The sequence below is a fragment of the Mucilaginibacter koreensis genome (assembly GCF_054783355.1).
In genome coordinates this window covers 2,560,754-2,572,846 of the sequence record NZ_BAAGQS010000001.1, presented here as the reverse complement: position 1 = coordinate 2,572,846, position 12,093 = coordinate 2,560,754, and the positions used below count along the sequence as shown (strand labels likewise).

Genomic DNA, 12,093 nt, shown 5'->3' with positions numbered 1-12,093 from the left:
AATTTGTACAAATTATTATATGGCAACTTTATTTTCACCATTCACTATAAAAAGTATTGAATTCAAAAACCGCCTGGTGGTTTCGCCAATGTGCGAATACTCCAGTGAGGATGGTTTTGCCAACAACTGGCACTTGGTGCATTTGGGCAGCCGGGCCGTGGGCGGTGCTGCCCTTGTGATTACTGAAGCAGCAGCCGTATCGCCCGAAGGACGTATCACCTGGGCCGATTTGGGCATCTGGAAAGACGAACACATTGAAAAGCTGAAAGAAATTACCACCTTCATTGAACAGCAGGGGAGTGTAGCCGGTATACAACTGGCGCATGCAGGCCGTAAAGCCAGCCAGCAGCGGCCCTGGGAGGGCGGCAAGCAAATCCCATCTGGTGATGCCAGGGGGTGGGAAACGGTTGCGCCAAGTGCTATTCCATTCGGGCGCAGCCCGGAGGCACCTGTTGAACTGGATAAGGCAGGCATTGAGAAAGTGAAAGCCGATTTTAAAGCAGCTGCACACCGCTCATTAGCGGCCGGATTTAAGGTGGTTGAAATTCATGGTGCACATGGGTATTTATTTCACCAGTTCTTATCGCCATTGAGCAATCAGCGCAGCGATGAATATGGCGGTAGTTTCGAGAATCGTATCCGGTTATTAACTGAAACCGTCAGCGCAGTGCAAGAAGTTTGGCCTGCAGAATACCCATTGTTTGTACGCATTTCGGCCACCGACTGGACGGAGGGCGGCTGGACTCCCGAAGATTCTGTGGAACTAAGCAAAGTATTGAAGGCGCAGGGCGTTGATTTGATTGACTGCTCGTCAGGAGGTAATATACATGCCGAAATTCCTTTGAAACCCGGTTATCAGGTTGAGTATGCGGCAAAAATACGTAACGAAGCCGGTATTGCCACCGGGGCAGTAGGGTTAATCACCGAGCCGGAGCAAGCTAACCAAATTATACAAAAAGGCGAAGCCGATATGGTGCTGCTGGCCCGCGAACTGTTGCGTGACCCTCATTTCCCGCTAAGGGCTGCACACGAGTTAGGTCAGCAAATTGAATGGCCCAAACAATATGAACGTGCACAGTGGCATTAAATGTGCAGTGTAGCAACTATATTTGAATTACATTTAACCAAATAAAACACAAAGCAATGAAACGTACTGCAAAAGCCCATTGGAACGGCACTTTAAAAGATGGTAAAGGCGAGTTAACTACGCAAAGTACTACTTTAAATAATACTCAATATTCATTCAAAACCCGTTTTGAAGAAGGTGTAGGCACCAACCCCGAAGAATTGATTGCCGCTGCACATGCCGGCTGCTTTACTATGGCCGTAGGCGCTGCCTTAACCCAGGCCGGTTTTACTCCCGGTGATTTAAATACTGAAGCGGTATTGGATTTAGATATGAATGCCCTGAGCATTACAGCTATTCACCTGGATTTGAAAGCATCAAAAATTGAAGGTGTAGACGAAGCGAAATTTAATGAGATAGCCGAAGGCGCTAAAGCTAATTGTATTATCTCTAAAGTATTAAATACCAATATCACTTTATCGGTATCTTACCAATAAGCAAAAAGTAAGCTTACTGTAAAAACCAACAAAGCAGGCAATAAGGGCCTGCTTTGTTGGTTTTATAGGTTTAATATTTAATTTTATACATGGCATATTCTACCCGTTCGCGCTTTCCTTTTGTATTTGCTTTTATTCTGATTATACTTTTTGGCGGCATGTTGTACCTGTACATCCGCCATCAGCAGGCTAAAAAGCCCATCATAGCCGAAGATGTAATGGTGCAAAAGATTACCAGCATGGGCAAACTCGAACTGGTTAAGTACAGCATGAAAGATGTGATTGAAAAACGCCAGCCCCATACTTTACTGCCTGATGAGCGTGTACTATTGGTGGCCGTAGGCGAGGTAGCCGCCTGTATTGACCTCGCTAAAGTTACTCCCAAAGACATCATTTCTGGCGACAGTACCGTAACCGTACGCCTGCCCAGAGCCGAAATTTGTTATTTTAAACTCGACCACGACAAATCAAAAGTATACGACGTAAGTGGTACCTTCTTTTCTGAGCACACCAAAAACATGGTAGAAGATACCTACAAAATTGCTGAAAAGCGCCTGCTGGACAATGCCACCCAAATGAACATCCTCGGCAAAGCTCAAAGCAATGCCCAATTGATATTTAAACCTTTGCTGGAAAATATTTCTGGTAAAAAGGTGGTGTTGGAGTTTAAGTAAAAGTACGCTACTTGTATATAAGAAGAGCAACTGAGGTTAGTGGTTTAAATGATTTGGTTACCTTTATTGGCTAAAGCAAACCCCATTATTTAAACTTAAGTATGAAAAAAAACTTACTATTTAGCGTTCTGTTTTTTATTTTAATTTCGACAAGCAGTTATGCCCAGAAGAAGGTGGCTGTAGTTACTTTTTACATCAATAAAGCGATTGGTGTTCAGGAATTTGGCTCTGGCGCAGTTATAGCTTCCATGACAAAATTAAGCGAGGATCCCAATTTCAATATGAATCCTTTGCTGCAAAAATTTCATGATCAATTTTTTAACTCTTACGCTAAGGACTTTCCGTTCCAGTTACTTCCTGAAGATCAAATAATTAACAATGAAGCTTATAAAGCGTTTACTCCAGCTGGCCTTGGTAGCATTGCCGGTGTAAGTGCAGAAACAGTTATCATGCCTTATCCAGGATACAAAATATTATTACCGCTGGCAGGTCATGGCAATGAGGATAATATGCTTAAAATATTTAATCAGGCTGATGGTATATTAAAAGTATATATTGATTTTGACTTGGTTAAAATAGGTTTTGGCGGTATGGGCGTAGTTAAAGTAAATGCGCACGCTAGTATTACACTGTTCAATAAAGCGGGAGATAAAGTATTTTCTGTGAAAGAAGATGCTAAATCAAAAGGTGGTAGTCCTTTGATTGCGGGTGTGCCGGTATTAACGCCCGAAAAGATATTACCTATGTGCGAAAGCGCTTTAGAAGAACTGATGGTTGATTTACAAAAAGATATGCCTAAAATGGTAAAGAAAGCAGATTCGAAGTTATAATCAGATTCAAACCTCAACATAAAAGCCGCTGTAGATATGACAGCGGCTTTTATATTTTAATATAGAAGCAGTTTTACTTCAACACATTTTTCCAGCTCACCAAATCGCCAATAATGCGGTCCAGCTGGTCGGCCGGAACACGTTCCTGGGCCATGGTATCGCGGTGGCGTATGGTAACGGTATTGTCTTCTAAAGTTTGGTGGTCAACCGTGATACAGAAAGGCGTACCAATAGCATCCTGGCGGCGGTAACGCTTGCCGATGGCATCTTTTTCCTCATATTGTAGGTTGAAGTCGGTTTTTAAGTTAGCCATAATCTCGCGTGCTTTTTCAGGTAAACCGTCTTTTTTGGTTAACGGGAAAATGGCAGCTTTTACCGGGGCCAAACAAGGGTGCAGGCGCAATACGGTACGGCTGTCCTGCTTTTCAGGTGTGCTCAGGTCTTCTTCCTCGTAAGCGTTAATCAGCGTGAGCAGGAACATACGGTCTAAACCAATAGAGGTTTCAATCACGTAAGGGATATAGTTGCCGTATGGCTTGCCGTCTTCACCCAGTTCTGGGTCAAAGTACTGCATCTTTTTACCCGAGAACTTTTGGTGCTGGCTTAAATCGAAATCGGTACGGCTGTGTATACCTTCCACTTCTTTGAAGCCAAACGGAAAATCGTACTCGATATCTACGGCGGCATTGGCGTAGTGTGCCAGCTTAGTATGATCGTGGTAACGGTATTTGGCAGTATCGGTGCCCAGGGCTAAGTGCCAGTTAAGGCGCGCTTGCTTCCAGTGCTCGTACCATTGCATTTCGGTACCGGGGCGTACAAAAAATTGCATCTCCATTTGCTCAAACTCGCGCATGCGGATAATGAACTGGCGGGCAATTACCTCGTTACGGAAAGCCTTACCTATTTGTGCAATACCAAACGGAATTTTCATCCGGCCCGATTTCTGTACGTTCAGGTAATTTACAAAGATACCTTGGGCGGTTTCGGGACGAAGATAAACTACATCTGCATTCTCAGCCATGGCGCCCATTTGAGTACTGAACATCAGGTTGAACTGACGAACTTCGGTCCAGTTGGCGGTACCACTAACCGGATCTTTAATGTCATGTTCCAATATTAAATCGCGCAAGCTGTTCAGGTCGTCGCTTTTCAGGGCGTTGTCCATTGCCGTTTGCAAAGCTTCTGCCTGATCGGTTAAGCCTTCTTCATCGTACTTGGCAATTTTGTCTTCAATCAACTGATCGGCACGGTAACGCTTTTTCGAATCCTTGTTGTCAATCATGGGGTCGTTAAAGCCGCCAACGTGGCCGCTGGCCTCCCAAATTTTGGGGTGCATAAAAATAGCCGAATCAATGCCGACGATGTTTTCATTCATCTGCACCATGGCCTTCCACCAGTAGGTTTTAATGTTATTTTTCAGTTCGGCACCATTCTGACCGTAGTCATACACCGCGCTTAAACCATCATAAATTTCGCTCGAAGGAAACACAAAGCCATACTCTTTGGCATGGGCCACCACGTTTTTAAACTGTTCGTCAGTCGTTTTGCTCATAACTTGGCAAATGTAGGTATTTGTCAGGAAGTTGTGAAGAGGGATGTGGGAGTTGGGAACGTAATTATGCTTCGTTAGGAAAGGGTTGCCAGTTATGAAGTGTTAGTGGATGTTCTTTTTCTTTTTCCGCAAAAGAAAAAGAACCAAAAAGAAAACTCGTGGCTGCGTCTTTTTCTTTGAGGTGGGTAGTAAGTAGGCAACTGTAGTGGTGGCCGAAAAAGCCAAGGCCACAGGTTGAGGGTATAGGTGTGCAGTGGGTGTAATTATTTGAATCAGAATGTATAGAATTTAAGAATGAGCAGAATGCTTTATGACACTTTATTATCCACCACGTCATTGCGAGGAACGGGCGCCATCTCTCTGCGTTTAACCTCTTCAAGCTTATAGAGATTGCTTCGTACCTCGCAATGACGTGATGGTGATGTGTGTGCTGCTTGTTCCTTCTTAATCCCTACTTCTTGGTTCTTGACTCTTGACTCTCCTTCCTCTGTCAGCCCCTCAGCTTTGGGCGAAAGGCGGGCAGCACTCGTTGGCCTTGCGCGGAGGGAAAAGGCCTTTTAGTGTTTGCACTGCCAACGGGCAAAGTACAGCCTGTTCATACGCAAACACTAAACAGCCTGTGGTGCTGCCAGCCTTTGCAGCCAAGGCCTTGTGCGGCAAAAAAGCCTTACGGGGCTGTACTTGATTTATTCGCTATCGCTCATGAGACCGCTACGCTAAGTTTTTGGTTCTTTTGTATCAAGACAAAAGAACACTAACGAAAGCATAGCACTAACCAAACAAGCGCGTAGCAGCAATAAAAAATCAATCCTTTCTCAAAGCCTGTATCAACTTAATTCCTAATGCATCACCACTAGTGGCATTATTAGTAAGTACTACCACGGCCATGTTATGCTCTAAATCGGCAGCGGTAAGTGAACGGTAGCCGCCGGTGCCACCAGAGTGTTGTAATACTTTGGATGTTTTGCCTAAATAATGCCAGCCCAAACCAACTATTTGCTGACCATCCTGATAAGTAGTTTGATGGGTAAGCTGAACGGCTTTATTTAATGTTGTGGTTCCGGTTTGCAGTTGCAGTTTGGCATAGCGCAACATATCGGCAGCTGAGCTTTTTAAGCCGCCGGCAGATTGAAACGCTTTAAAATACCAAGGCGCTACAGGCTTCAGGGCCTCGTCATATCCCTGTGCTATGCGGCTGGTATTTGGGGTGCTGATGTTCATGCCGGTTGAAGTCATGCCGGTGGGTTTAATAATATAAGTGTTTACTAATTGCGCATAAGGCTGATGGTAAATGCGTTCCAGCAATACACCTAACAAAGCGGCGCCTAAATTACTGTATTCGTATTGTGTTCCGGGTTGGTGTGTGGGTTTAAAACTTTTCAGATAAGCAAACAACTGAGGTACATCATAATCTGCATAAGGCTGACCAGAGTTAAGCACTGCCTCGTCCATGTTACTTGCCATGCGTGGCAGGCCGGAAGTGTGGTTGGCCAGCTGCATTAATGTGATGCTTTTTAAGGCTGGATTGGCAGCTACCGAATCGGGCAACAGTTGGACGATGGGGGTTTTAAAAGTTACTTTACCGCTGTTTACGGCCATTGCCAACAAGGTGGAGGTAAACGTTTTGGTAATGGAGCCAATATCATACAATGTATTGCGGTTCGGCAGCTGGTTGTTATTCAATTTCGTTTCGCCGTAGTTATAATAATGGTCGGTGCCTTTGGCATATACGGCTATGCTTACCCCAACATTGCCTTTAGTCTGTATGTAAGCTGATGCCGCTTCATCAACCAAGCTGTCTAAATGGGTTTTCAGTGGGTTGTCGGTTAATGCTTTCGTCGTCTTTTGCGCATCTTCCTGGTATCCCTGTACCGCCAGTACCTCATACTTGTTTTGCTTATCCAGGCTAACAAGAAATTGCAATTCATTCAGCTTGTATTTGTTTACGCCGTTTTTGCTGCTCACAAACACCGCCTGCGGTAACGGGGTGAGGGTATATAATCCGTTGTCGCAAACCTTTTTGAAGGTGGCAGCATCAAACTGCATTTTAAAGTGCTCACCGGCGAGTATATATAAGCTGTCGGTTTGATGGGCGTTCATTAATCGCATCACCTGCCGGGCTACGGTGTCGGTTTTTTTCTCGAGCGGCGTAGTTTGAGCCCGGCTTATACAAGGGAAAGCAGCCGTTAAAGCTGTAGCGAAAAAGGAACAGATTGTGTTTTTGAACATGAGGTGTAAAGTTCTGATGGTAAATTTACACTATAAGATGACAAAACTGAGCATCAGGTTACAGCCAGCCTTCGAATATGTGTTATTTACTTCCGCCCGAAATCTTTATTTTTGAAGCCATATGAGTATCAAGGTAGAAAACCTGACTAAAGTATACGGGCAGCAGCGGGCAGTAGACGGGATTAGCTTTACGGCAGGGAAGGGCGTACTAGGGTTTTTAGGGCCTAACGGTGCGGGTAAATCTACCACCATGAAAATACTGACCGGCTTTATTCCGCAAACTTCGGGTACGGCTACGGTAAATGGATTTGATGTAAGCACACAATCTTTAGAAGTGCGTCGGCATATCGGTTATCTGCCCGAGAGCAACCCCTTGTATACCGATATGTATGTAAAAGAGGCTTTGAATTTTGTAGCTGGCTTGCACCGGTTGCCGGAGCCGCAAAAACGTATTGCTGAAGTAATAGAACAAACCGGGCTTGGCCCCGAGCAGCATAAACTGATTGGTCAGCTCTCCAAAGGTTACCGGCAGCGGGTCGGGCTAGCCCAGGCTATACTGCATAACCCTGAGGTGCTTGTGTTGGATGAACCTACCTCCGGTCTCGACCCTAACCAACTAGTGGGTATCCGGCAGCTCATTATTGAATTAGGGAAAACCAAAACCGTAATTCTTTCCACCCACATTATGCAGGAAGTAGAAGCCGTGTGTAACCAGGTGATTATTATTAACAAAGGGAGAATTGTAGCTGATGACAGTCTGCCGGCTCTTACCGCAAAATATCAGGAACCCAACCTGGAAAAGATATTTATCAAACTAACTTATTAAAAACAACATGCGTATATTTAATTAATACGCTATTTAACCACTCATACTTAAACCTGTAACAATGAAACGAATATTTTTAGCTGCTTTATTTTGTCTGTCCGTCAGCATGAGTTTTGCTCAAAAGAATCCTGTAAAAATCAGCATTGGCCCGGAAGTGGGTTTGCCCATTGGCAGACCGGAAAGCCAGCGATATGATCTGGGTGCCGGTGGGAGTTTTAAACTGGAAGTGCCGTTTTCCCAATCAGGATTGCATGCTACCTTCACTGCAGGATACTTCAATTACTTTGGTAAAAAGGTAGACTATTTACAATACACCGGAAGTGGTACTTATCAGAGCAGCTACCGTAACCCTAATGTAGCTTACATTCCGGTAAAGTTGGGGTTAAAATATTATGCCGGCTCTGTTTTTTATGCTGAGGGTGAAGCCGGTATATCTAACAGTGTAAGCAGTTATCGCCCCGGCAGGTATTTTGCTTATGCGCCGGGTGTAGGTGTTTCTTTAACTACGGCTGCCAGAAATGCGGTAGATATTGGGTTCAGGTACGAAAGCTGGATTAAAGGCGCTGATAACATTAATAATTTAGTACTGCGTTTGGCTTATAAATTCAACCGGGTACGGTTATAACAAACTTTAGAATAAGATTTCATATAAACGGTCGGGCGAAAATTATCACCGGCCTTTTTTATTGGGTAGGAAAAGTACAATTTCGCATTATATTCATACCAAGGGAGTAACTAAAACAGTAAGCCGGCGTTTAGCATTAATAACATGTTTAGCATATTTAAAAAAGAAATAGCAGCCTACCTTAGTTCACTGGTGGCATATATTACCATTGGTGTATTCCTGCTGGTGCTGGGCTTATTTCTGTGGGTGTTTCCTGATACCAGTATTCTTACCAATGGCTATGCCGGGTTAGATAGCTTATTTAATATTGCCCCTTACCTGTTCATGTTCCTTATTCCGGCCATTACCATGCGCTCGGTAGCCGAAGAGCGGCGTGAGGGTACTATGGAATTGCTGGCTACACGGCCTTTAACCAACTGGCAAATTATATGGGGCAAGTATTTAGCCTGCCTGGCTTTGGTGTTGTTTGCCTTATTGCCCACACTCATTTATTATTACTCGGTATATACGCTGGGCATCCCACAGGGCAATATAGATACAGGGGCTGTTATTGGTTCGTATATCGGTTTATTTTTATTAGGTGCCGGCTTTACTGCTATTGGTATTTTTACCTCGGCCATCAGCAAAAATCAAATTATAGCGTTCACCATTGCGGTATTTGTATGCTACTTTTTTTATGCCGGGTTTGATGCTTTGAGCCAATTGCTCTCCCTGCAAGAACTCAACCTGCAGGCTTTAGGCATCACCCAGCACTATGAATCAATTAGTCGTGGTGTGCTGGATATGCGCGATCTGGCTTATTTCCTAGTACTCAGTTGGGGTTTCCTGCTGCTTACCTTGCTGGTGCTTACGCTGCAACGGCAGTCGTCAGTTAAACAAAGCCGGTTTTACGAGTATGCAGCCGGTTTGCTGGTGTTTGCTGTACTCTCCTCGTTTGTTTTGTTACGTATTGATTTCACTGCAGATAAGCGCTTTACCCTAACGCAAATCAGCCGCAATATTGAAGAGCAGCTGCCGCAGCCAGTAAAAATTATTGTATACCTGCAGGGTAATGGCTTTCCGGGGGGCATGAAAAGGCTGCAAGGCGCTACTCGCGATATGCTGAACGAGTTGCAGGCTTACAGTCACCGCAAATTGCAATATGAATTTGTAGACCCTATGAAAGATGTGCCGCAGGATCAGCAAAATGCAGTGTTGGATAGTTTGCAGCGGCATGGGGTGGAGGCTACTAATTTCAGTGTAAAAACCGATGATGGTGTATCGCAGAAATTGATATTTCCGGCAGCGCTGGTAAAGTCGGGGGAGAATGAGGTGCCGGTACGCTTGCTGCAGAACCGCATTGGCCTTTCGCCCGATGAGGTGCTGAATAACTCGATTGAGAACCTGGAGTATGCTTTTACTTCGGCTATTAAAAAAGTAACCGGTGCCGGTAAACCGTTGGTAGGTTTCACCGAAGGGCATCATGAACTTAATGATGTTCAGCTCAACGATGCCCTGAAATCATTATCAGACGGTTACCGGGTGGGCAGGGTTAACTTAAACAGTATTTCGCTTGACGGGCTGAATCGGCTCAAATTATTGGTTATCCCTAAACCTGATACTGCTTTTAACGAGGCCGAGAAGTTCAAGATAGATCAATATTTGATGCATGGCGGCAGCATATTGTGGACCATTGACCAGGTAAATGCCGAACTGGATAGCTTGCGCGGCCACGGCGGGGAGCAGTTGAGCTTCCCGAAGCAGCTGAACCTGGATGACCAGTTGTTTACCTACGGTGTGCGCCTCAATTATAACCTGATAGCCGATATGAACTGTGCCCAAATACCGGTAGCTACCGGTAATGTAGGTGGGCAGGCACAAATACAACTGCTGCCCTGGTTATTTTACCCGGTGTTTATGCCCGTAACCAAGCACCCGATAGTACGCAACCTTGATGGTATATACAGTGAGTTTGCCGGCACTATCGATACCTTGGCCATTAAGAATGTGCGTAAAACAGTATTGCTGGCCTCATCGCCTTATAACAAAGTTTTCTCGGCCCCATACCCCTTATCGTTACAAGCACTGGAGCAGGAACCCGATCCGCGTAAATTTCAAAGTGCGCCCAAGCCGGTTGCGGTATTGCTGGAAGGTAAATTTAAATCGGCCTTTATGAACCGGCCTGTACCTATAGGTGCTGGTTATAATGGCCCTGTGGCTAACATTAGCAAACCTGCCAAAATGATAGTAATTAGTGATGGTGATGTGCTGAAAAACCAGGTAGGGCAAGACGGTTCTCCTTTCCCATTGGGCTATAACCGCTACTCGCAGCAAACCTATGGCAACAAAAACCTGCTGTTGAACATGGCCGATTACCTGACCGACGACAGCGGCCTGATTGGCCTGCGCAATAAAGAAATTAAACTGCGGCTGCTGGATAGGGCGCGCATTCGCAGCGAAAAAACATATTGGCAATTGGTAAATACCGTGTTGCCTTTAGTACTATTAACAATTTGGGCGATTTTTCAACATTACCAGCGCAAAAGAAAGTATGCCCGTTAATTTTTAATACTTTTGGGTTAATCAATTATAGATTATGAATTTCATTGTTTCTACATCCACATTACTGAAGCAATTACAATCGGTAAGCGGTGCGTTAAGCAACAGCACAGTATTGCCTATACTGGAAAACTTTTTGTTCGAAATTACTGATGGTAATTTAAAGATATCGGCCACTGATTTGCAAACCAGCATGACTACCTCTTTACCGGTAGAAGCACAGCAAAACGGCCGCATTGCTATTCCTTCACGCATTTTACTGGATACCCTGAAATCATTGCCTGAACAGCCGGTAAGCTTTTCGGTTGATGACCGTACCTTCGGTGTGGAAATAAGCGCCGGTGATGGTAAGTATAAACTGAGCGGTGAGAACGGTGAAGATTTCCCTAAAATCCCGACGGTAGAGAATGCCTCTTCAGTTAACCTGCCGGCATCGGTATTGGCCGAGGCTATTAACAAAACCATCTTCGCGGTTAGCAACGATGAACTGCGCCCGGCCATGACAGGGGTTTACTGCCAACTGTCAACCAATGCGCTAACTTTCGTATCTACCGATGCGCATAAATTGGTACGCTACCGCCGCACCGATGCACGTGCCGCCAGCAATGCCTCTTTTATTCTGCCTAAAAAGGCATTAAATCTGTTGAAATCAGCTTTACCGGCCGAGGATGTGAATGTGTCGGTTGAATATAACAATACCAGCGCTTTCTTCAAGTTTGGTAACATCAATTTGGTGTGCCGCCTGATTGATGAGCGTTACCCTGATTACGAAGCTGTAATTCCGCAAAACAATCCTAACCAGTTAACTATTGATCGCCAGTCGTTTTTAAGTACCCTGAGTCGTGTGGCTATTTACGCCAATAAAACTACCCACCAGGTGCGTTTGAAAATCAGTGGTAACGAACTGAATATTTCATCAGAAGATATTGACTTTGCCAATGAAGCGCACGAGCGCCTGAGCTGCCAGTACGAAGGCGAAGATTTGGAAATTGGCTTCAATGCCCGTTTCCTGATTGAAATGCTGAAAAATTTGGGCAGCGAGGAAGTATCACTGCATATGTCGACCCCTAACCGTGCCGGATTGTTGCTGCCGCAGGGAGGTGATGACAGTGAGGACGTATTAATGCTGGTGATGCCGGTAATGTTGAATAGCTACGCCTAATTATAAACTCAGTAATAGAAAAACGTAAGTCCGGGTATGCAAATAGCCGGACTTTTTAATTAACGGGATAACAAACGCCAAATTATTCAGTTAT

10 protein-coding genes are annotated in these 12,093 nt (G+C 44.8%); 8 read left to right on the top strand and 2 right to left on the bottom strand.

Going from position 1 to position 12,093, the window contains the following annotated elements; all coding sequences use genetic code 11:
* The first annotated feature begins 19 nt into the window (after nt 1-19).
* From namA to ACYVNW_RS11730, 4 genes are all read left to right on the top strand, one after another.
* The gene (gene namA, locus ACYVNW_RS11745) at nt 20-1,087 is read left to right on the top strand and encodes an NADPH dehydrogenase NamA (RefSeq protein ID WP_460680061.1); all 1,068 of its coding nucleotides are present in this window, start codon (nt 20-22) and stop codon (nt 1,085-1,087) included.
* A gap of 56 nt (nt 1,088-1,143) precedes the next feature.
* Nucleotides 1,144-1,563, top strand: coding sequence for an OsmC family protein (locus tag ACYVNW_RS11740; RefSeq protein ID WP_460680060.1), 420 nt, complete (start codon nt 1,144-1,146; stop codon nt 1,561-1,563).
* 89 nt (nt 1,564-1,652) lie between these two features.
* Nucleotides 1,653-2,237 carry a DUF4230 domain-containing protein gene (locus tag ACYVNW_RS11735; protein ID WP_460680059.1) on the top strand — a complete coding sequence of 195 codons (585 nt, stop codon included), beginning with the start codon at nt 1,653-1,655 and terminating at the stop codon, nt 2,235-2,237.
* Nucleotides 2,238-2,338: 101 nt separating this feature from the next.
* Complete coding sequence (locus tag ACYVNW_RS11730) at nt 2,339-3,067, top strand: hypothetical protein (protein ID WP_460680058.1); 729 nt, start codon at nt 2,339-2,341, stop codon at nt 3,065-3,067.
* Nucleotides 3,068-3,140: 73 nt separating this feature from the next.
* Here ACYVNW_RS11730 and ACYVNW_RS11725 read toward each other — a convergent pair whose 3' ends face one another.
* Both ACYVNW_RS11725 and ACYVNW_RS11720 read right to left on the bottom strand, forming a co-directional pair.
* Entirely contained in the window at nt 3,141-4,619 is a 1,479-nt protein-coding gene (locus tag ACYVNW_RS11725; RefSeq protein WP_460680057.1) for a glycine--tRNA ligase, read from the bottom strand.
* An 804-nt stretch (nt 4,620-5,423) separates the two neighbouring features.
* Nucleotides 5,424-6,848: a serine hydrolase domain-containing protein gene (locus ACYVNW_RS11720; protein WP_460680056.1), complete on the bottom strand. Its 1,425-nt coding sequence runs from the start codon at nt 6,846-6,848 to the stop codon at nt 5,424-5,426.
* A 121-nt stretch (nt 6,849-6,969) separates the two neighbouring features.
* Between ACYVNW_RS11720 and ACYVNW_RS11715 the strand changes: the two genes are divergently transcribed.
* The 4 genes from ACYVNW_RS11715 to dnaN all read left to right on the top strand — a co-directional run bounded on the left by ACYVNW_RS11715 (nt 6,970) and on the right by dnaN (nt 11,999).
* Nucleotides 6,970-7,674 (top strand): ATP-binding cassette domain-containing protein, encoded by a 705-nt coding sequence (locus tag ACYVNW_RS11715; protein ID WP_460680055.1) that lies wholly within the window; start codon nt 6,970-6,972, stop codon nt 7,672-7,674.
* A 61-nt stretch (nt 7,675-7,735) separates the two neighbouring features.
* A complete protein-coding gene (locus tag ACYVNW_RS11710; RefSeq protein WP_460680054.1) occupies nt 7,736-8,299 on the top strand; it encodes an outer membrane beta-barrel protein in 564 nt (187 codons plus the stop codon).
* A gap of 144 nt (nt 8,300-8,443) precedes the next feature.
* The gene (gene gldG / locus ACYVNW_RS11705) at nt 8,444-10,840 is read left to right on the top strand and encodes a gliding motility-associated ABC transporter substrate-binding protein GldG (RefSeq protein WP_460680053.1); all 2,397 of its coding nucleotides are present in this window, start codon (nt 8,444-8,446) and stop codon (nt 10,838-10,840) included.
* A 34-nt stretch (nt 10,841-10,874) separates the two neighbouring features.
* Nucleotides 10,875-11,999: a DNA polymerase III subunit beta gene (gene dnaN, locus ACYVNW_RS11700; RefSeq protein ID WP_460680052.1), complete on the top strand. Its 1,125-nt coding sequence runs from the start codon at nt 10,875-10,877 to the stop codon at nt 11,997-11,999.
* Nucleotides 12,000-12,093: the final 94 nt, after the last annotated feature.

Bases quoted from the DNA above. Each gene is read 5' to 3' on its own strand.
- namA (WP_460680061.1), top strand. From the start codon at position 20: ATGGCAACTTTATTTTCACCATTCACTATAAAAAGTATTGAATTCAAA.
- ACYVNW_RS11740 (WP_460680060.1), top strand. From the start codon at position 1,144: ATGAAACGTACTGCAAAAGCCCATTGGAACGGCACTTTAAAAGATGGT.
- ACYVNW_RS11735 (WP_460680059.1), top strand. From the start codon at position 1,653: ATGGCATATTCTACCCGTTCGCGCTTTCCTTTTGTATTTGCTTTTATT.
- ACYVNW_RS11730 (WP_460680058.1), top strand. From the start codon at position 2,339: ATGAAAAAAAACTTACTATTTAGCGTTCTGTTTTTTATTTTAATTTCG.
- ACYVNW_RS11725 (WP_460680057.1), bottom strand. From the start codon at position 4,619: ATGAGCAAAACGACTGACGAACAGTTTAAAAACGTGGTGGCCCATGCC.
- ACYVNW_RS11720 (WP_460680056.1), bottom strand. From the start codon at position 6,848: ATGTTCAAAAACACAATCTGTTCCTTTTTCGCTACAGCTTTAACGGCT.
- ACYVNW_RS11715 (WP_460680055.1), top strand. From the start codon at position 6,970: ATGAGTATCAAGGTAGAAAACCTGACTAAAGTATACGGGCAGCAGCGG.
- ACYVNW_RS11710 (WP_460680054.1), top strand. From the start codon at position 7,736: ATGAAACGAATATTTTTAGCTGCTTTATTTTGTCTGTCCGTCAGCATG.
- gldG (WP_460680053.1), top strand. From the start codon at position 8,444: ATGTTTAGCATATTTAAAAAAGAAATAGCAGCCTACCTTAGTTCACTG.
- dnaN (WP_460680052.1), top strand. From the start codon at position 10,875: ATGAATTTCATTGTTTCTACATCCACATTACTGAAGCAATTACAATCG.